The 19,641-nt window shown below is 51.6% G+C and carries 21 protein-coding genes; 3 read left to right on the top strand and 18 right to left on the bottom strand.

Annotation, left to right across the window (positions count from 1 at the left end; genetic code table 11):
* Positions 1–2: 2 nt before the first annotated feature.
* From LJ046_RS04765 to murB, 10 genes are all read right to left on the bottom strand, one after another.
* Positions 3–1,001 carry a serine hydrolase domain-containing protein gene (locus LJ046_RS04765; protein WP_002880010.1) on the bottom strand — a complete coding sequence of 333 codons (999 nt, stop codon included), beginning with the start codon at positions 999–1,001 and terminating at the stop codon, positions 3–5.
* Between the two features lie 50 nt (positions 1,002–1,051).
* Complete coding sequence (locus LJ046_RS04760) at positions 1,052–1,864, bottom strand: Cof-type HAD-IIB family hydrolase (protein WP_002880009.1); 813 nt, start codon at positions 1,862–1,864, stop codon at positions 1,052–1,054.
* A 128-nt stretch (positions 1,865–1,992) separates the two neighbouring features.
* Entirely contained in the window at positions 1,993–3,345 is a 1,353-nt protein-coding gene (glmM, locus tag LJ046_RS04755) for a phosphoglucosamine mutase (RefSeq protein ID WP_002880007.1), read from the bottom strand.
* 23 nt (positions 3,346–3,368) lie between these two features.
* The gene (locus tag LJ046_RS04750) at positions 3,369–4,319 is read right to left on the bottom strand and encodes a CdaR family protein (protein WP_002880005.1); all 951 of its coding nucleotides are present in this window, start codon (positions 4,317–4,319) and stop codon (positions 3,369–3,371) included.
* Positions 4,319–5,158 carry a diadenylate cyclase CdaA gene (gene cdaA / locus LJ046_RS04745; protein WP_002880003.1) on the bottom strand — a complete coding sequence of 280 codons (840 nt, stop codon included), beginning with the start codon at positions 5,156–5,158 and terminating at the stop codon, positions 4,319–4,321. Before cdaA ends, LJ046_RS04750 begins: the two co-directional genes overlap by 1 nt.
* A 31-nt stretch (positions 5,159–5,189) precedes the next feature.
* Entirely contained in the window at positions 5,190–6,272 is a 1,083-nt protein-coding gene (locus LJ046_RS04740) for an ABC transporter substrate-binding protein (RefSeq protein WP_002880002.1), read from the bottom strand.
* On the bottom strand, positions 6,269–7,072 hold the full coding sequence (locus tag LJ046_RS04735) for an ABC transporter permease (RefSeq protein WP_002880001.1): 804 nt from the start codon (positions 7,070–7,072) through the stop codon (positions 6,269–6,271). The genes LJ046_RS04740 and LJ046_RS04735 overlap by 4 nt, the downstream gene beginning before the upstream one ends.
* Positions 7,069–7,881, bottom strand: a complete 813-nt coding sequence (locus LJ046_RS04730) for an ABC transporter permease (RefSeq protein WP_002880000.1) — start codon at positions 7,879–7,881, stop codon at positions 7,069–7,071. The genes LJ046_RS04735 and LJ046_RS04730 overlap by 4 nt, the downstream gene beginning before the upstream one ends.
* A 2-nt stretch (positions 7,882–7,883) precedes the next feature.
* A complete protein-coding gene (locus tag LJ046_RS04725; protein ID WP_002879999.1) occupies positions 7,884–8,972 on the bottom strand; it encodes an ABC transporter ATP-binding protein in 1,089 nt (362 codons plus the stop codon).
* 40 nt (positions 8,973–9,012) lie between these two features.
* On the bottom strand, positions 9,013–9,906 hold the full coding sequence (gene murB / locus LJ046_RS04720) for a UDP-N-acetylmuramate dehydrogenase (RefSeq protein WP_002879998.1): 894 nt from the start codon (positions 9,904–9,906) through the stop codon (positions 9,013–9,015).
* Between the two features lie 125 nt (positions 9,907–10,031).
* Between murB and LJ046_RS04715 the strand changes: the two genes are divergently transcribed.
* Positions 10,032–10,565, top strand: a complete 534-nt coding sequence (locus LJ046_RS04715; RefSeq protein WP_002879997.1) for a 3'-5' exonuclease — start codon at positions 10,032–10,034, stop codon at positions 10,563–10,565.
* 69 nt (positions 10,566–10,634) lie between these two features.
* On the opposite strand, the gene tsaE is transcribed toward LJ046_RS04715, so the two are convergent.
* From tsaE to LJ046_RS04700, 3 genes are read right to left on the bottom strand one after another with little or no spacing between them, the layout of a single operon-like run.
* Positions 10,635–11,120 (bottom strand): tRNA (adenosine(37)-N6)-threonylcarbamoyltransferase complex ATPase subunit type 1 TsaE, encoded by a 486-nt coding sequence (gene tsaE, locus LJ046_RS04710; RefSeq protein WP_002879996.1) that lies wholly within the window; start codon positions 11,118–11,120, stop codon positions 10,635–10,637.
* Positions 11,121–11,130: 10 nt separating this feature from the next.
* The gene (gene pta / locus LJ046_RS04705; protein WP_002879994.1) at positions 11,131–12,120 is read right to left on the bottom strand and encodes a phosphate acetyltransferase; all 990 of its coding nucleotides are present in this window, start codon (positions 12,118–12,120) and stop codon (positions 11,131–11,133) included.
* Positions 12,121–12,140: 20 nt separating this feature from the next.
* Complete coding sequence (locus tag LJ046_RS04700; RefSeq protein ID WP_002879992.1) at positions 12,141–12,824, bottom strand: uracil-DNA glycosylase; 684 nt, start codon at positions 12,822–12,824, stop codon at positions 12,141–12,143.
* 162 nt (positions 12,825–12,986) lie between these two features.
* On the opposite strand from LJ046_RS04700, the gene LJ046_RS04695 reads away from it, so the two are divergent.
* On the top strand, positions 12,987–13,871 hold the full coding sequence (locus LJ046_RS04695; RefSeq protein WP_002879991.1) for a Cof-type HAD-IIB family hydrolase: 885 nt from the start codon (positions 12,987–12,989) through the stop codon (positions 13,869–13,871).
* Positions 13,868–14,437 (top strand): LURP-one-related family protein, encoded by a 570-nt coding sequence (locus tag LJ046_RS04690; protein ID WP_002879990.1) that lies wholly within the window; start codon positions 13,868–13,870, stop codon positions 14,435–14,437. The genes LJ046_RS04695 and LJ046_RS04690 overlap by 4 nt, the downstream gene beginning before the upstream one ends.
* Here the strand turns inward: LJ046_RS04690 and LJ046_RS04685 are convergent.
* The 5 genes from LJ046_RS04685 to LJ046_RS04665 all read right to left on the bottom strand — a co-directional run bounded on the left by LJ046_RS04685 (position 14,394) and on the right by LJ046_RS04665 (position 19,614).
* Positions 14,394–14,960 carry a GNAT family N-acetyltransferase gene (locus LJ046_RS04685; RefSeq protein ID WP_002879989.1) on the bottom strand — a complete coding sequence of 189 codons (567 nt, stop codon included), beginning with the start codon at positions 14,958–14,960 and terminating at the stop codon, positions 14,394–14,396. The genes LJ046_RS04690 and LJ046_RS04685 overlap by 44 nt on opposite strands.
* A 472-nt stretch (positions 14,961–15,432) precedes the next feature.
* Positions 15,433–16,191, bottom strand: coding sequence for a triose-phosphate isomerase (gene tpiA, locus LJ046_RS04680; protein ID WP_002879988.1), 759 nt, complete (start codon positions 16,189–16,191; stop codon positions 15,433–15,435).
* Between the two features lie 18 nt (positions 16,192–16,209).
* Positions 16,210–17,421: a phosphoglycerate kinase gene (locus LJ046_RS04675; RefSeq protein ID WP_002879986.1), complete on the bottom strand. Its 1,212-nt coding sequence runs from the start codon at positions 17,419–17,421 to the stop codon at positions 16,210–16,212.
* Positions 17,422–17,516: 95 nt separating this feature from the next.
* Complete coding sequence (gene gap / locus LJ046_RS04670) at positions 17,517–18,533, bottom strand: type I glyceraldehyde-3-phosphate dehydrogenase (RefSeq protein ID WP_002879985.1); 1,017 nt, start codon at positions 18,531–18,533, stop codon at positions 17,517–17,519.
* A gap of 37 nt (positions 18,534–18,570) precedes the next feature.
* A complete protein-coding gene (locus tag LJ046_RS04665; protein WP_002879983.1) occupies positions 18,571–19,614 on the bottom strand; it encodes a sugar-binding domain-containing protein in 1,044 nt (347 codons plus the stop codon).
* Between the last annotated feature and the right edge of the window lie 27 nt (positions 19,615–19,641).

The following is a 19,641-nucleotide window of genomic DNA, read 5'->3' as shown; positions in this document are numbered from 1 at the left end:
CATCATAGTTTACATTTGTCAACAATCTGCTCTTGTTTTTCTTCCCGGTAGCCGCCGCCAAAAAAAGTCTTGGCCGCCTGCCGGCGGGCCAGCATCCAGGCATCGTTGCCCCGCTTGGGGTAAACGGAGCTGGCCAAAATGACCAGGGCGCGCCCATTTTCAAGGTCCAGGCCTAATCCCGGACCGGTAAAGCCGCTATGCCAGAGAAAGCGGCAGCCCTTTTGCCAGCGGATCCAGGCCAGGGTCCGCTCAAAGCAGTCATAGTCAAACAGGCCAGCCACAAGCGGACTAGCTGTCGTTAGGTAAAAGGAGCTGAAGCGGGCCAGGTCATCTAGAGTGGAAAAGAGACCGGCATGGCCAGCCAATCCGCCCATTTGCCAGGCGGTTTCGTCATGGACGTTCCCCCAGACCTGCCCTCTCTCCTTAGTTATTTCTGTTTTGACAAAGTTGTCCCTTTTGCCCTTAAGCAAGAAACCAGTCTCCCGCATCCCCAAAGGGGCAAAAATCTCCTCCCGCAAAAAGCTGCTCAAGTCCTGCCCGCTGACCTGCTCTAAAATTTTGCCCAAGATAATGAAGTTGAGGTCGGAATATATTGATTCCTGGCCAGGTAAAAAAAGGGGCTTAGTGGCTAAAACCGCCTCCCAGACTTCCCCCGGGCTTTGGTATTGCCAGACATCATCCAAGTCCGCCGGCAGGCCGCTGGTGTGTAGGAGCAGGTCCTTTACTGTAACAGCTGAACAAGCCGCCGGGAAAAAGTCTCCCACCCGGTCCTTCAGGCTGATTTTCCCTGCAGCCATTTCCTTAAAAATCCCGCTGGCCGTCCCCACCACCTTGGTCAAGGAGGCCAGGTCATAGAATTGCCCCGGCTCAGCCTGGCCCAGGTAGTGCCGGCTGACCCCACCCTGGTCAACCAAAGCATAAGAGACGCCATTTACGGTCTTTTGCCGGATTGCCTCCTCAAAAATTCCGGTGATTTTTTCTTCAATTTCTGCCGTAGTCATTTTTCCTCCTGAAAAAGAAAAAGGCAGATCCGCAGATCTGCCCTCTTCGCTTATAAAACTAATTTCCGCAGGGCCTTGGCGATCCCGTCGCGCTCGTTGGTGTCGGTGACGTAGTCAGCCAGGTCCTTGATCTCGTCGATGGCATTACCCATGGCCACCCGCTTGAAGTCAGGGATTTCAAACATGGACCGGTCATTGCCCTGGTCACCGAAGATCATGACTTCATTGTTCGACAGGCCCAGTCTTGAGGCCAATTCGCTAACCGCGTAGCCCTTTGAAGCGGCCAGTGACCCGACTTCAACGACTTCCGGCCAGCTGCGGACAACTGCGTAGGACTGGAAGAACCAGTCCGGCAGCCGGTTCCAGAGTCGGTCGACCTGGTCCGGGTCATCGCACTGGTAGACTGCCTTGGCAAAGGTAAAGTCCTTCTTGAAGTCGCTTCTGTCTTGAATCCAGAGCTGGTTCTTGGTTTCCGCCCCGTCAATCTGCAGGCGGATGGAAATCTTCTTGTCCAAAGTGTAAAAACGGTCCGGGGTTTCAAAGTCCAGGTTGACGTCGCTGAGCCGCTGCATGTGCAGGAGGGTGTTGAAGTCGCCAAAGTCCAGATCATGACTGATCAGGACCCGGCCGTCTAAGTTCTGCACTACCGCCCCGTTGAAGAGGATCGCGTACTCTTCACTGCCGCTTAAGCCTAATTCTTCCGCGTAGCCCTTGATGCCCGACAAGGGCCGGCCAGAAGTCAGCACAATCTTGATCCCGGCTGCTTTCGCTTCCTGCAAGGCCTTGTAGGTCCCGGGCAGAATCGTCTTGCTGTCAGTTAGCAGGGTGCCATCTAAGTCGATAGCCAGCATTTTAATCGCCATATTTTCCTCCTATGTAGTCCAAAGCCTGTTCTTACTTAATTATTGCAAAATTTTTCCGCAAAAAAGGAAAGGAAAGCTCAATTTGAACTTTCCTTCTTCTCAGCTTTACAGCTTTTTAACTTGCTTTTTTATTCGCCCATTTCCGTCGTAACGACCTTGACGATCCGGTCAACGTATTCCTGGGTGATTTCCTGGGTCGGGCCTTCAGCCATAACCCGGAGCAGCTCCTGGGTACCTGAAGGACGGACCAGGACCCGGCCGTCGCCAGCCATGTCCTTTTCAACGGAGTCAATCGCGTCAACTACTGCCTGGTGGTTCTTCCAGCTGTTCTTGTCCTTAACTGGAACGTTGACCAAAACTTGCGGGTATTCCTTGAAGTCAGCCAAAAGTTCAGTTAAAGACTTGCCAGTCTTCTTCATGACCAGCATCAGATGGATACCGGTCAGCATACCGTCACCAGTGTTGTGGTAGTCGCTGATGATCACGTGGCCGGATTGTTCCCCGCCCAGGCTGTAGCCGTTGGCCCGCATTTCTTCAGATACGTAGCGGTCACCGACTTGGGTGCGGACATTCTTGATACCCCGGCGCTCAAGAGCCTTGGTGAAGCCCAGATTGCTCATGACGGTCGTCACGATCGTGTCCTTCTTCAAGCGGCCATGGTCAGCCAGGTAAGAGCCAATCACGTACATAATGTGGTCGCCGTCGACTTCATTGCCGTTTTCGTCAACCGCGATGCAGCGGTCGGCATCCCCGTCAAAGGCCAGGCCCAGTTGGGCACCTTGCTTGACAACTTCTTCTTGCAGGCGGGCAGTGTGGGTAGCTCCGCAGTGGTCGTTGATGTTGAGCCCGTTCGGGTGGGTTGAAATAGTGGTAAAGTCAACATCCAGGTCGGCAAACAAACGGGAGATGAAGGAGCTGGCTGCCCCGTTGGCCCCGTCGATTACGACTTTGATCCCGCTCAAGTCTTCCGGAATAGTGTTTTCCAAGAATTGGATGTACTTGTTGCTGCCATCGCGGAAGTCGGTTACCGTGCCCAGGCCCTCTGCTGATGGCCGCGGCAGCATGTCCTGCTTAGCGTCGATCAGTTCTTCGATTTCTTCTTCCTTGGCGTCAGACAGCTTCAAGCCATCGCTGCCGAAGAACTTGATCCCGTTGTCTTCAACCGGGTTGTGGGAAGCAGAAATCTGCACGCCGGCATCTGCCCCTTGGGCCCGGACCAGGTAGGACAGGCCAGGTGTGGTCATGACCCCGCATTCCAAAACTTCAATGCCGACTGACAAAAGGCCTGAAATCAAGGCGTGTTCCAGCATTTCACCAGAAATCCGGGTGTCTCTTGAAACCAGAACCCGGGCCTGGCCGCCGTCTTCCTTTTCCTTGGTCAGCACGTAGCCGCCCATCCGGCCCAGTTTAAAGGCCATTTCCGGGGTCAAAACCTTGTTCGCTTCACCGCGGACACCGTCAGTACCAAAATATTTAAGCATGTTGCAAAGAACCTTTCTTTTTTCTAGTTGTTCGAATCGCTGACTTCGATCTGGACGTCCACGCTGCCTGGTGAAATCCAGGCAACCCCGCTTGGAACTGGTAGGCGGAAGGACTTGGTGACCGAAGACTTGATATCAGTCAGATCAACATCCAAAGTCAGGGAGCTGATCTTTCTCAGGGCTTCCTTTTGCCCATAGAGGGTAACTTTTTCCTCTTTGACAGTCAAGGAGTAAACTTTCTTGCTTGAGCCATGGCTGGCATTCAGCTTCAGTTTAACCGTCTTCTTAGAGACCGACAAAGGCAGGGTTACCCGGGCCGTTGCCGGACTGATCACCACGTTGAGCTGGTGGCCCTTGGCATCGTATGCGGCTAAAAGAACGTTCCGCCGCACTGTCTCGGTGCTGCCGTTTGGCACGACTAGCTGGGCCTGCACGTGGTCGATCGCTTTTACTTCGCTCTGGGCCCCGGTGACTTCAACCGTCTCCGGGCTGACTGTCGGCGTGCCGATGTCATAGCCTTGAGCAACAGCATTCTTATTATAACCTATTTGGACCGGCAAGGTGCGGGACTTTCGCTTTTGGATGTTGACTTTCACGCTTTTCTGCGGCAGCTTGTAGGAAACCTGGCTGGGCAAGCCGCTAACCTTAATTGGCACCTGGTGGCTGCCAACCCCCAGCTTGCTCAAGTCAATGTAGACCCGGAAGTTCTGGGTGTTAACGGCGGAAGTAACCAGGGCATTCGGTCCTTCTAGAGTCACCTTGACCTTGGATGGGTAGCCGGTGACGTAGTACTTGTCAGTGTCCACTGACACTTGCAAGGCCATCTTCAAGCTCTGCTCAGTGCTTGCCGTTTCTTGCACCTTGGTTTGGTTGTTGGTATTAACCTGGGTGTTGTCAACGAAGGCAACCAAGACGATGGCTAAGAGCAGGGAAAAAAGCTTGTAGAACCATTTTTGCTCAATCAATTTGTGCATTATTTATCCCCCCAGTTCCAGATGCCCCGGGCCAGGCGGATTGGCCATGGCTGCTTCTTCTTTTCTTCAGTGACCAGTTCAGCCCGCAAGTACTTGAGGTATTCCTGCTGGCTGAGGTCAACCATGAACTGGCCGTTTCTGGTGATAGTCACCCCGCCCGTTTCTTCAGAAACGACCACGGTGATGGCGTCGGTTACTTCAGAGATCCCGACGGCTGCCCGGTGTCTGGTCCCCAGTCTCTTGGGAATCATGGCATTGTCAGACAGGGGCAGGTAGGCGGAAGCCACCTGGACCCGGTTGTTCTTGATGATGACCGCCCCGTCGTGCAAAGGTGTGTTGGGGATGAAGATATTGATCAGCAATTCCCCGGTAACCAGGGCATCGAGCTTGATCCCTGTTTCCACGTATTCTTCCAGACCGGTCTTTTGTTCCAAAGTAATCAAGGCCCCGATCCGGCGCTTGGACATGTATTGGATCGCCTTGTCCAGCTCCCTGACCAGCTTCTCCTGCTGCTCGCGCTTGCTGTTTTCTGAATCAGAAAACAGGGAGACCCGGCCCAGGCGCTCCAGCCCCCGGCGGATTTCCGGCTGGAAGATGACGATAATCCCGATGACTGACCAGGAAACGATCTGGTCCAAAATAAAAGTAACGGTCGTCAGCTGGGCCCAGCCGGCCAAGACCCGGGCCGCCATGATCAAAATGATCCCGTTGGCCAGCTGGACAGCCTTGGTCCCCTTGATCAAATGGGTCAGGTGGTAGATGAAATACCAGGTGATCAAGACGTCCAGGACCACCGACAAGGTATGCCAGGTCCACAGACTTGCAAAATCAAACTGCATGAAATTTTCTCTTTCTAAAATTTTCTGTCAGCTAGTTATGGGCATACATCTTGAACTCCAGGAAGAGGTCATTGTATTCCTGCACCTTGCTGCTTGGCAGATCCCGATAAACTTCCAAATTCTTGACCGTCGACATTGGCGGGTAAAACTGCTTGTCTTCCCGGACGGACTTAGGCAGGAGCTTTTGCGCCGCGGTATTCGGAGTCGAGTAGCCGATGTATTCGGCGTTTTGGGCCGCGTTCTTGGGCTCTAGCATGAAGTTGATGAACTTATAAGCGGCTTCCTTGTTCTTGCAAGTCTTCGGGATAACGATATTGTCAAACCACAAGTTGGACCCTTGGGCCGGCACCACGTAATGGATGTGGGAGTCCTGGTCCATCATCGTCGCGGCTTCCCCGGAATAGGTAACCCCGATCCAGGCCTCATTTTGCACCATGTACATCTTCAGCTCGTCAGCCACGATTGCCTTGACGTTCTTGCCGATCTTGTCTAGCTTGGCCTTGGCGACCTTAAGGTGGGCAGAGTTAGTGTCGTTCATGGAGTAGCCCATGGAAACCAGGGACATGCCCATGATATCGCGTGCTGAGTCAACCAGCAGGATCTGCCCTTGGTACTTTTTCTTCCAGAGGTCATTCCAGCTCTTGATCTCGCCCTTTTTGACATAGCGGTCGTTGTAGACAATCCCCAGGGTTCCCCAGAAGTAAGGCACTGAGTACTCGTTTTTCTCATCAAAGGACTTGTGCAAAAATTCCTTGCCGATGTACTTGAAATTACTCAAGCGGCTGGTATCGATCTTGTCCAAAAGATTGTCCCGGCGCAGCTTGGTGATCATGTAATCCGACGGCACGGCTAAATCATAGGCTGTCCCGCCCTGCTTGATCTTAGTATACATGGCTTCGTTTGAGTCAAAAGTCTCATAGATGACATGGTAGCCCGTCTGCTTTTCAAACTTGGTAATCAAATCCGGGTCGATATAGTCCCCCCAGTTGTAAATGATTAAGTCTTTCTTACTTGAGGCAGAGCCGCCGCTGGAGCTGTCCAGCTGCTGGGCGCCCAGGTAAAGGCCCAAGCTGACCAAAAGGATGGCCAGGGCCGCGGATAGGATTTTTTTCATCGCAGAAGCCCTCCCAGCTTATTAGCCTTCTTGCCCTGCCGCTTGGTCAAGAAGTAGTAGACCCCGACCAAAAGGAGGACAAAGAAGAAGATGATTGTGCTTAAAGCATTCACTTCCAGGTCGATCCCCTGCCGGGCCCGGGAATAGATCTCAACGGACAAGGTGGTAAAGCCGTTCCCGGTCACGAAGAAGGTAACCGCGAAGTCGTCCAAAGAGTAAGTCAGGGCCATGAAGAAGCCTGACAGGATCCCCGGCGTAAGGGCCGGCAGGAGGACCTGGCTGAAGACCTGGTAATTGTTAGCCCCCAGGTCCCGGGCCGCGTCGATCAGGGAGTTGTCCATTTCCTTCAGCTTAGGCAGGACCATCAAGACCACGATCGGCACTGAAAAGGCGATGTGGCTGAGCAAGACGGAGGCAAAGCCCAGGTTGAAGCCCAGGGCGGTAAAAAGAATCAAGAAGCTGGCCCCGATAATAACGTCGGGCGACACGATCAAGATATTGTTAAAAGAGAGCAGGATCTTGCGGTAGGCCTCCTTACTGCGCTGGATGGCAATGGCCCCAAAAGTCCCCAGGACGGTTGCCGCCAGGCTGGACAAAAGAGCCAGCATGATCGTCTCCAGCAAGATAGCCAAAAGGCGCTTGTCAGCAAACAAGGTCTGGTAGTGCTCCCAGGTAAAATGGCGGAAGTGGTCCATGCTGGAGCCGCTGGAGAAAGAAAAGTAGATCAGGTAAAAAATCGGCAGGTAGAGGATCAGCAGCACCAGGCCAAAGTATACCCTGCCCCAAATGGTCTTTTTCATAATTCAATTTCCTTCTTGTGCTGCTTGCGTGAAGTCAGCAGCATTACAATCAACATCAAGGCAATCAGGATAACCCCGATCGTTGCCCCCATATTCCAGTTCATCGTTGTCAAGAAATACTCTTCAACCGCCGTCCCCAGGGTGATCACCCGGTTGCCCCCGATCAAGCGGGTCAACATGAAGAGAGACAGAGACGGGATGAAGATAGCCTGGATGCCCGATTCAACGCCTGGCCAGGACAAGGGCCAGATCACGTAGCGGAAGGTCTGCCAGAAGCTGGCCCCCAGGTCTGAGCTGGCACTTAAAAGAGCGGGGTCAATTTCCTTCAGCGAGTTGTAGATGGGCATGACCATGAAGGGAATTTCGATATAAGTCGCCACGAAAATAAAGGCGAAGTCGGTAAACATGATCCCAACCGGGCCGATGCCGAAGAGGCCTAGGAACTGGTTGACCATCCCGCTCCGGGAAAAAATACCGATGAAGGCGTAAGCCTTAAGCAAAAGGTTGATCCAAGTCGGCAAAATGATCAGCATCAGCCAGAACTGCTGGTTTTTCAGCCTGGTCAAAGCCAGGGCTGCCGGATAAGAAACCAGCAGGCAGAAAAAGGTGATCAAGAGGGCATACCAAAAGGAATTGGCCATCATCCGCAAAAAGGTGCCGCCAGAGAAAAAGGCGGCGAAGTTTTGCAGGGTCAGATGACTGTGGGCATCAGTCAGTGAATAGCCCAGAATCAAGACCAGGGGGGCGATGACGAAGAGGCCGATCCACAGCAGGTAAGGCAAAAAAAATAAAAGCCGGTTCTTTTTCATGGCTAGTCCTCACCTTCATAAGTTTCCAGGCGGGCGTCGAATTCTTCTTCGGTTTCGCCCAGCCGCATGACGTGGATGTCTTCCGGGTCAAAGAAGATGCCGACTTCCTGGCCGATCTGGACCCCGTTGGTGGAATGAATCAGCCATTCAAAGCCGTCCTGGCCGATGGCCTTGATTTCAAAGTGGTCGCCCAGGAAAAGCTGGCTCTGCACCGTTACCACGATCTTGCCAGCAGCTGGAGCCGTAATATCCAAATCTTCTGGCCGCAAAACGACTTCGACTTTTTCCCCCGGGGTGATCCCGGCGTCGGCACATTCAAAGTCCTTGCCGGCAAATTTCACGGCAAAGTCCCGGATCATCCGGCCGGATAAAATGTTGGAGTCCCCGATAAAGTGAGCAACAAAGTCGTTGACCGGCTCATCGTAAATGTCTACCGGTGACCCGCTCTGCTGGATCTCCCCGTCGTTTAAGACGAAAATTTCGTCACTCATGGCCAGGGCTTCTTCCTGATCGTGGGTGACAAAAATAAAGGTGATGCCCAGCTTCTTCTGAATGGCCCGGAGTTCAAACTGCATTTCTTTTCGCAGGCGCTTGTCCAAAGCTGACAGGCATTCATCCAAAAGCAGCACCTTAGGTTCATTGATGATCGCCCGGGCGATCGCCACCCGCTGCTGCTGGCCCCCGGAGAGTTCGGAAATTTCCCGGTTGGCGTAGCCGTCCAGGCGGACGGTGTGGAGGGCATCCTTGACCTTTTCCCGGATTTCGCTTTCCGGCCGCCGGCGCAGCTTCAAGGCAAAAGCAACATTTTCATAGACATTCAAGTGCGGAAAAAGAGCGTAATTCTGAAAAACCGTATTGATATGCCGTTTTGAGGCGTCAAGATTGGTGATGTCCTGACCGTCAAAATAAACCTTGCCAGCTGACGCTTCCGTAAAGCCGGCAATGATCCTCAAAATCGTTGTTTTACCCGAGCCTGATGGCCCCAGCAAAGAGTAGAATTTGCCGGACTCAAGCTCAAGGTTGATGTCCTTCAAGGCTACAAAGCCATCATCATACTGCTTGGTGATGTGATCTAACTTAATAATTTCCATTTGCCGTTCCCATTTTTCTTTTTCTCTTAATCCTAAGCTATTATTCTTCGCCAATTATGCGGACTTCCGTCTGCAAAGCAATACCATCCTTTTCCTTGATCGTCTTTTGGATATAGTGGATCAAATTGAGGTAGTCGGTTGCCGTGGCCCCGCCCTTGTTGACAATAAAGCCTGCGTGCTTAGTTGACACCTGGGCCCCGCCGATCTGCTTGCCCTGAAGGCCGGCCTTGATGAGCATCGGGCCGACAAAGTGGCCGGTCGGCCGCTTGAAGACTGAACCGCAGGACGGGTATTCCAGGGGCTGCTTGTAGCTTCTGAGCGCGTTCAAGTAGTTCATCTGGTCCAAAATAGTTGCCTTATCACCGGCCTTTAAGGCAAAAGTTGCCGCGATGACGATCTCGTCATTTTCCTGCAAAAGGGAATGCCGGTAGGAAAAATGCAGCTCAGCGTTCGTGTAGGTCTTGACCTCACCGTCTCTGGTGACGACCGTGGCGCTTTCCAGGCAGTCTTTAGTTTCACCTCCGTAAGCCCCGGCATTCATGAAGACCGCCCCGCCGACTGAGCCGGGGATGCCCGCGGCAAATTCCAGGCCGGACAGGCCGGCTTCCCCAGCCGCGAAGGAAGTATCGATGATTCTGGCCCCGGCTTGGGCGTGGACCTTGTCAGCTTCAACCTTGATCTCTTTCATTTCCTTTAAAATGATCACCAGGCCCTTGATCCCCTTGTCCCGGATAATCAAGTTGGACGCGTTGCCGATCACCGTAATTGGCAGCTGATCCTCCTTGGCCGCGGCCAAGAGTTCTTTCAATTCTGCCAAAGTCTTGGGGAAGGCCAGGTATTCTGCCGGTCCCCCGGTTTGGGTAAAAGTATAGCGGCTCAAAGGAATGTTTTCTTGCAAATTAAGTCCTTGCGCTTTTAAGTCATACAGCTTCAATTAAAATTGCCTCCTCTAAATCTTCCTTTTGATATTTTACCGCATTCACGTTGTGTTATACTAGCTTGGATCAAGTTTGCTTGGCTTAATTTGACTTACGCGCAACACGGAGGCTTTTGCTTATGATGAATTTCGTCGCCATGGACTTTGAAACTGCCAACCAGCACCCGGCCAGCGCCTGCTCTTTGGCCTTGGTTTTAGTGCGGGAGAGCAAGATTATCGACCGCTTTTACACGGTCATCAACCCCCAGATGGCTTTTGACGCCCAGCAGGTCAAGGTCCACGACATTACGGCTGAAGACGTGGCGGGAGCCCCGACCATGGCCGAGGTCTGGCCCAAGATCCAGCCCCTTTTTCAGCCGGGGATGCTGGTGGCGGCCCACAATGCCCGCTTTGACTGCAATGTAATGAAGCAGTCCCTGGCCCGCTACGGGATTGCCGAGCCCCACTACCTGGTTTTAGACAGCCTCAAGGTCAGCCGGGAATTGGAGCCGGGACTGGATAACTACCAGCTCAACACTGTCTCTGACCTTTTGGGCGTGGAGCTTTGGCACCACCACAATGCCTTAAGCGACAGCGAAGCCTGCGCCGGTATCCTCTTAAAAGAGGAGGAGAAGCGGGGCAGCGAGCTTTTGAAAAAGTTTGTCTACCAAGTCTAGGCAAAAAATGGATCAGTAGCAAGCTGATCCATTTTTCTTTTGTTTTTACTTCTGCTTTTGTTTTTTGCTTTACTGCTTTTCCTGGTAGAGGCGGCAGGCGTTTTCTGCCCAGGCAGCTGCTCTTTGCCCATGCGGGATGAGCTCAAGCAAGCGCTTGGTTGAATCCCAGGAATCGTCCACCCGGGTCAAAACCAGCTCTAAAAAGTCACTGGGCAGGTCAGCCTGGATCACCTGGGGCCATTCGATGATGACCACGCCTTCTTCAGCCAGGTAGTCATTTAAGTCGATTGAAGCCAGGTCATCGCCTTCCAGCCGGTAAAAATCCATGTGAAAAAGGGGCAGCTTCCCTTCCCGGTATTCCCGGACCAGGGTAAAGGTCGGGCTCTTGACTGGCCGCTTAATCCCCAGAGCCCGGCCGAAGCCCTGGGTCAGCGTGGTCTTGCCGGCCCCCAGGTCCCCTTTTAAGAGCAAAAGGTCATGGGGCTGGGCGCTTTGGGCCAAGGAAGCGCCAAAGGCCTGCATGTCAGAAGCGGAATTGATTGCTAATTCTGTCATCGCTTTCTTTCTACCCTTCCATAACGGCTTGAGCTGCCGTCAAAATTCCGATCTTGTAGACGTCATCAGCACTGCAGCCCCGGGAGAGGTCGTTGACCGGCTTGGCAATCCCCTGCAAAACCGGCCCAATGGCCGTAAAGTTGCCCAGGCGCTGGGTAATCTTGTAGGCAATGTTGCCTGACTGCAGTTCCGGGAAGATAAAGACATTAGCCCGGCCGCCAACGGCTGAACCAGGTGCCTTAAGTTCAGCAACTGCTGGCACGAAGGCCGCGTCAAACTGCAAATCGCCGTCTGCCGGGATGTCCGGGTACTTTTCCTTGAACAGCTTAGCCGCTTCTGCCACCTTGTCTACCTGCGGGCCCTTGGCTGAGCCGTGGGTTGAGAAGCTGAGGAAGGCCACCTTGGGGTCAATCCCGATCATCTTGGCCGTAGCAACTGACTGGGCCGCGAATTCAACCAGCTGGTCGCTGGTCGGGTCGATGGAAATCGCGCAGTCAGCAAAGACATACTTTTCTTCCCCTCTTTCCATGATGAAGGAACCGGAAATCCGGTGCATCCCCGGCTTGGTCTTCAAAATGAAGAGGGCTGGCCGGACCGTGTCGGCCGTTGAGTGAGCCGCCCCGGACACCATCCCGTCGGCCTGGCCGGTGTAAACCAGCATGGTCCCGTAGAAGTTGGCGTCGCGCAAGGCAGCTTCCGCTTCTTCCATGGTCTGGAAGTGCTTGCCCCCGGCCATCCGTTCGTGGAACTTTTCCACCATCTCGCCAAAGTCCGGGCTGTTTTGGTAGTCCACGATTTCGATCCCGGTCATGTCCAAGCCGGCTTTTTCCGCCAAAGCCAGGACCTGGTCCTTTTGCCCCAGGACGATTGGTTCAACCAGGTCATCTTGCTTTAAGCGGCTGACCGCCGTCAGGATCCGCGGGTCCTCCCCTTCCGGGAAAACGATACGCTGCTTGTCTTTTTGCTTAATCAATTGCTTTAATTGTTCAAAAACTTCCATCAATAATCTCCTCAAAAAAATCATGCTTCCGGGTTAGGCGGCAATTGCCAGTCGACCGGAGCTCGGCCAAATTCCTTTAAGGCCGCGTTGCATCTTGAAAATGGCCGGGAGCCAAAGAAGCCGCGGTTGGCCGAAAAAGGACTTGGGTGGGCTGACTTGATAATGACATTCTTGTCCTGGTCGATCAAGGGTATCTTATCTTGGGCAAAGCGGCCCCACAGTATAAAGACTACCTGCCCCCGCTCGCTCAAGGCCTTAATAGCGGCGTCTGTCACCATTTCCCAGCCTTTGCCCTGGTGGCCGTTAGCCTGGCCATATGGCACGGTCAAAACGGCGTTGAGCAAGAGAACGCCCTGGTCGGCCCAGCGTTTAAGGTAGCCGTGGTTGACCGGCTGAGCCCCAACATCGTCATAGAGCTCCTTATAGACATTGCGCAAGGATGGTGGCAGGGGCGTGCCCGGCATGACAGAAAAACTCATGCCGTTAGCCTGGCCAGGATTGTGGTAGGGGTCCTGGCCCAAAATGACAACCTTGGTGTCTTTAAAAGGGGTCAGCTTGAAGGCCGTAAAGATATGGTACATATCCGGGTAGATCTGCCTGGTCTGGTATTCGTTTTTCAAAAAATCATGCAGCTTGTGATATTCATCACTTTCAAAAACCGGGGTAAGCACCTGGTCCCAATCATTTCCAATAAAATGTTTCATCTGTAATTCACCTTAGTCAATCTTACCATGATTGCCTCTTGATTTAAAGGAACTAGTGAAATAATTCACGACATTTTTTTTTCAAATAAAGAAACACTTTGTAGTAATCAAACTTCCTACTTTATGTTATTATGAAATCGATAACAACAAGGAGGAAATAACATGATTAAACTGATAGCCTGTGACTTAGACGGGACCCTGCTGAACTCTTCTATGGAAATTTCTGACGCCAATGTTCAAGCCATTAAACGCGCCCAAGAAAACGGCATCGAATTCATGGTGGCCAGCGGCCGGGCACCCCATGAATCCCAGCCAATGCTTAAAGAATACGGGATAGACTGCAGCTTTATTAACTTAAACGGGGGCCTGGTCTTTGACACGGCCGGCAACTTGATCGTCAAGAATCCCTTGAAGCTGGAAACTGCCAAGAAGATCTGCCGCCTGCTCAAGAAAGAAGGCTTTTACTTCGAACTGGTTACCAGCAACCACGTCTACTCAGAAGACTTGAGCCAGCGGATTACCAACGTGGCCCACTTAATGGTGGAACTGAACCCAATGCTGACCTTCAAGGAGGCTGTTTTGGTTTCAGCCAGCAAGCCGGCCATCGTCAGCATCAAGCAGGTGCCAAGCTATGAGGACTTGATGGACGAACCTGGCACGGAAGTAATGAAGATCTTGGTCTTTGACTCCCGGGGCCAATACGCCTTCACCGACGTCATCAAGAAAATTGAAGAGATCGACAAGGTTTCCATCACTTCCAGCGCGGCCGACAATATCGAAATCAACGCCGCCGGCGCCCAAAAGGGCCGGTCCCTGCTGGACTACGCGGCGGCCAAGGGAATCAAGCGCGAAGAAATCGCAGCTATCGGCGACAACCTGAACGATGAAAGCATGATCCAGGCTGCCGGCACCGGCGTGGCCATGGGCAATGCCATTCCGCAAATCAAGGCGATTGCCAGCTTCGTCACCAAGAGCAACAATGAAGACGGGGTAGCCTGGGCTATCGACAAGATCCTTGCCGACAATCAAAAAGAGCAGGACCAATGATTTACACCCTTTACCTAACCCAGGAAGGCCACACGGGCCAGATTCCAATCACCGATGAGGAGGGCAAGCCCTTTGGCTCCATCCGCGGCCGGCTGGACAATCCCAACCACACCCTTTACCTGCTGGACACCAGCGGTAATGAGATCGGCCGCCTGTTCAGCGATGGCACCGGCTTGATCGCATCTTACACCCTGGATGTGGTTCACCACTCCCTGGTCCACGTCAAGAAGGTCAACAGCCCCCAGACCAACTTGTTCTACATTACCCGGCTCAACTACTGGGTCAATGGCAGCATCAAGCAGGGCAGCTATTCCTTCCGGAACGGTTTTAAGAAGGTGGCTTCCGTTGACACCGTGGTAGCCGACAAGGGGGTGACCTTGACCTGCCAGATCAGCCGGGAGGAAGATACCCCCTTTATTCTGCTGATCGCGGTCCTTTTCACCCAGTGGCACGTCACCCCGCTCAAGCTGCCGGACCTTTTTCCAAATCTCAACCGGCGGCAGACTAGCACGGCCAGCTTCTTCAAACTTCTTTTACCATATGGTCGTAAACACGGTCGCCAATAGTCATTGAATTAGTTGTTTTGAAACCCTTGCGCAAGTATAATTGCTGTGCGCGAGGGTTTTCTAGATCTACGTTTAAACTGACCTTCTTGTAGCCGTGCTTCTTGGCCAGTTTCGGGGCCAGTTCCATTAAGCGGCTGGCAATCCCCTTCCCCCAGTCCCGCGGAGAGACAGCTAAGGCATCGATATACCATTCCCCCTTCTGGGCTTCCTTATCGGTAAAGATATCGGTGGTCATTGGCAGGCCGACCTTAGCCATTTCTTTTCTGAGCACCACGTCAATAATTCCCTGGGCCTTGTCCGGGTACATACAGATCATCCCCCGGACCCGGTCGTTTTCGTCAGTCTCAACCCAGATCCGGTTGTAGGAATAACGGTAGTTTTCCGAGATGAAACCCAGCCGCATCAAGTCGTAGAACTGACTCTCCGGCAGGCGGTTGATGGTATCCATGTCCATCTCGTCAAAAATCTGGTTTAAAATCGGGTAAACCGCTTCAAAGTCGATTTTTCTTGCCTTACGGATCATTTCGTCTTTTTTCTCCTTTTCCTTGTTATTTTTTATATAAATTGTTTTCCTACAATTCATGTTACTATAGTCAGGAGAAAAAAGACAATTAAGCGTCCTTTCCGAGCAAACAAAAAGTTCCTAACAGTCAATCTACTCACGTACTTAACCATTAGGAACTTCTTCTATCTTCAATTGTCGACTGCATCTTATGGTGGTCTCAGTCCTTTCCCGAGCCTAATTTAGTTATGCTCTACGAATTTAAGCTAAACTTTCTATTGGAGTATCCTCCTTGAACATTAACTCTTTTCTTTTGTCTACACTTATATAATGCCACCTTTGTAAACGTTGTCAGCCAATAGGCTGAGATTTTTGGGAAAATAGTTTTAAAAAGCAAAAAAGCGAAAAGTACAAAAGAAGACAGAAAAGTATCGAATAGCAGACAAAGAAAAAACGCTCCTTCGGGAGCGTTTTTTGATATGACAGTCAAAAATTAGTCTTGGTAGTTTACCAAAGCCAGGTATGAGTCTGGTACCAATGATGCACCACCAACCAAGCCACCGTCGATGTTTGGCTTAGCCATCAATTCCTTGATGTTGGCTGGCTTTACTGAACCGCCGTATTGGATGCGGACGTTTTCAGCAGTTTCTTCGTTGTACAAGTCCTTAACAGTTTCCCGGATAGTCTTGCACATTTCTTCAGCTTGGTCGCTTGAAGCAGTCTTGCCAGTGCCAATCGCCCAGATTGGTTCGTAAGCGATCACCAGCTTGGAAACTTGTTCACTAGTCAAGCCTTCCAGGTCAGCCTTGATTTGGCTGACAACCCATTCTTTTTCCTTGCCGGCTTCCCGGATTTCCAGTGATTCACCGCAGCAAAGGATTGGAGTCAAGCCGTTGGCAAAGATAGCCTTGGCCTTCTTGTTGATGTCTTCGTCAGTTTCGTGGAAGTAGTCACGGCGTTCTGAGTGTCCGATGATGACATATTGCACGCCCATTTCCTTCAAAACTGCTGGAGAAGTTTCACCAGTGAAGGCACCGGAGTTTTCCCAGTAGCAGTTTTCTGCACCGACGTGCAGGTTTGAGCCTTCGGCAGCCTTCAGCAAGGCGTCCAAGTCAACTGCTGGTGCACAAATCACCGATTCAACCTTTGATGGGTCTGGCAATTGGTCCTTAACAGCGTTTACGAACTCAACAGTTTCCTTTGGGTTCATGTTCAGCTTCCAGTTACCAGCAATAATTGGGGTACGTGACATTTGAAAAATCCTCCTAAACTACTTGTCTGAAACGCAAGCGATACCTGGCAATTCCTTACCTTCAAGGTATTCAAGAGATGCACCACCACCAGTTGAGATGTGAGTCAACTTAGGAGCGATCCCCAATTGCTTAGCAGCAGCAGTTGAGTCACCACCGCCGACAATAGTAGTAGCGTCTGGCAAGTCAGCCAAAGCACGGCCAACTTCCAAAGTACCCTTGGCGAAGTTTGGCATTTCGAAGACGCCCATTGGCCCGTTCCAAACAACAGTCTTGGCACCTTCAAGAGTCTTCTTGAAGAGTTCAATAGTCTTAGGACCGATGTCCAAGCCCATTTCATTGTCTGGGATGTCTTGGCCAACAACTTCTGAAGCAGCATCGTTGTTGAATTCAGTTGCGGCTACGTGGTCGATTGGCAGAACCAGCTTGTCGCCAGCCTTTTCCAGCAATTCCTTGGCAAATTCAACCTTGTCGTCTTCAACCAGGGACTTGCCGATATTGTGGCCTTGAGCCTTAAGGAAGGTGTAAGCCATACCACCACCGATGATGATGTGGTCAGCCTTTGGAATCAAGTTGGTAATAACGCCGATCTTGTCAGAAACCTTAGCCCCGCCAAGAATAGTTACGAATGGGTGAACTGGGTTAGCAACAGCGTTGCCCAGGAACTTGATTTCCTTTTCAAGCAGGAAACCAGCAGCTGCTGGTTTACCGGCAGCCTTCATGGCCGTAGCGATACCAACGTTTGAAGCGTGGCTTCTGTGAGCAGTACCGAAGGCGTCGTTTACGAAAACGTCACCCAATGATGCCCAGTATTCGCCCAGCTTAGGGTCGTTCTTTGATTCACGCTTGCCGAAGTCGTTGTCGATGTCTTGGAAACGAGTGTTTTCCAAAACAACTACGTCGCCGTCCTTCATGTTGTTGATGGCGTCTTCAACTTCCTTGCCTTCGTTTGAAGGTACGAAAGTTACAGGCTTTTCAAGCAATTCGCCCAAACGTTTGGCAACTGGAGCCAGGCTCAAGCTCTTCTTGTCTTCATCGCTCTTGATCCGGCCAAGGTGGGAAAGCAAGATAGCCTTGCCGCCGTTTTCGATGATGTACTTGATAGTTGGCAAAGCAGCCACGATACGGTTGTCGTCGCCGATAACGCCGTCCTTAATCGGCACGTTGAAGTCAACGCGAACCAAAACCTTCTTGTCCTTAACGTCTACGTCAGAAACAATCAATTTAGCCATTGAAAAAATCTCCTATATTCATCGAAAAAAGGCGGAAGGAAGAAATTTCCCTCCGCCTTCTTTCACACTACTAATTCAATTTAGAAAACTTTAAATTAAAGAGTAGCAAAGTGCAACAAAGTACGAACCATTTGGCAAGTGAATGAGTATTCGTTGTCGTACCAAGCAACAGTCTTAACGAGTTGCTTGTCGCCTGCAGTGATAACTTGGGTTTGAGTTGGGTCGAAGATTGAGCCAGCAGTCATGCCCAATACGTCAGTAGAAACGATTTGGTCTGCGTTGTAAGCAAATGATGGGCTTTCGTACTTCTTCATAGCTGCGTTAACTTCTTCAGCAGTTACCTTCTTGTTCAAGATAGTAACAAGTTCAGTTTCTGAACCGTCCTTAACTGGGACACGTTGTGCGTGACCATCAAGCTTGCCGTTCAATTCTGGCAATACCAGGCCGATGGCCTTAGCAGCACCAGTTGAGTGAGGAATGATGTTTTCAGCAGCGGCACGGGCGTTGCGGAAGTTGTTGCCTCTGTCAGGACCATCCAAAACCTTTTGAGTTGCAGTGTAAGCGTGGATAGTAGTCATAGTACCAACTTCGATACCGAATTCCTTGTTCAAAGCGTTAGCCATTGGAGCAAGTGAGTTGGTAGTGCATGAGCCAGCTGAAACGATAGTGTCGTCAGCAGTCAAAGTGTCTTGGTTTACTGAGTAAACGATAGTCTTCAAGTCGTTGCCGGCTGGAGCTGAGATCAAGACACGCTTTGCACCAGCGTCAAGGTGGGCTTGTGACTTAGCCTTGCTAGTGTAGAAACCAGTACATTCAAGAACGAAGTCAACGCCGTCGTTCTTAACCCACGGAATGTTTTGAGCTTGTGGTTCAGCGTATACGCGGTACTTCTTGCCGTCTACAACCAGTGAGTCTTCAGTAGCTGAAACTTCGTGGTCGAAAGTGCCGTGAGTTGAGTCATACTTCAACAGGTGAGCCAACATAGCTGGAGTAGTCAAGTCGTTGATAGCAACAACTTCGATGTCCTTGGTTTCTTCACCCAAGTCCATGATACGACGAAATGCCAAACGACCAATACGGCCAAAGCCGTTAATACCAATCTTAACTGTCATATTCGAAAAGTCCTCCTTAAGAACTATAGAAAACATTTTATTTTAAGCGGGATGACCCGTTTAAAATCTGATTTGCGGCTGCCTCATCAGTAATCAGCCAGGTTTGATGAGGAGCGTTGCGCATATAGGCCTTGATGGCCTTGGCCTTTCTCGTGCCAAGGGCAATTGCCAGAATATGCGGGACATTCGTTAGGTTCTCGAACTGCAATCCAACCTGTCTGATGCGTTCGACAACGTGGCCTTCTTCATCGAAGAAACATCCAAAGCATTCGGTGACGGCCTTGTTCTCCCGCAGACGTGCCAGGGCAACTGAATCGTAGCCCCGCCTCCTGGCCATTTCACTAGCCAAGCCAATGCCGTGAATCACGACATCGCTTTGGGAGATATCCTGCAACACCCCGCTGATTTCCGGATCCCGGACCAAAGACCGGTAAGCGTCCTTGGAAACATGTTCCGGTAAAAAGAGGGATTCATAGCTGCCGCCGGTCGCCCGGGCCATTTCTTGAACGACCGCGTTACTTTCCGTGTTGACCCGGCCGCCCAATGCCCCTCTGCCAGGGACGAATATCAAGCTCCGGTTCTCACTCAAGCTGCGGTTCAACTTCTTAGCCACTTTGGCTATTGTCTTGCCGCCCATAACAGTGACAATGCAGTCTGCCAGGGGCAAGAGGAGATTCAAGGCTGAATTCAGCTCTTCGCCAGCCAGGTCATAAACCCGGCTCTGCAGGTCCGCGTCGCCAGCTACGATAATTGTCCGATCTATTCCTAAAGCCTGGGCCAACCATACTTCTGCTTGGCTGGCATTAAAAAGTCGATCAACAATTGGTGCTGCATCTTTTACAACACTCTCTCCTTTTTCAGTCAAGAACATCCCGAAATTCTTGATTTCGATCAGACCCTGGTCACGCAGGTAATCAGTTTCGGTCCGGATGTTCCGCTCGCTCAGCCCTAGCTGCCTGGCCACCGTCCGGCGGCCGATTGGAGCATGCAAGCTAATCTGTTCAAGGATGAGATATCTTTGTCGAAAGATCTTTAAAGCATCGGGAACAATCAGTTCGAGCAGGGATAAATCCGTGTTCAAAGTAACCATCCTTCTAGTGGGGCGCTC

The organism is Lactobacillus delbrueckii subsp. jakobsenii ZN7a-9 = DSM 26046 (assembly GCF_001888925.1).
Lineage (GTDB): Bacteria > Bacillota > Bacilli > Lactobacillales > Lactobacillaceae > Lactobacillus > Lactobacillus delbrueckii.
This window is presented reverse-complemented; position numbering and strand designations above follow the sequence as displayed.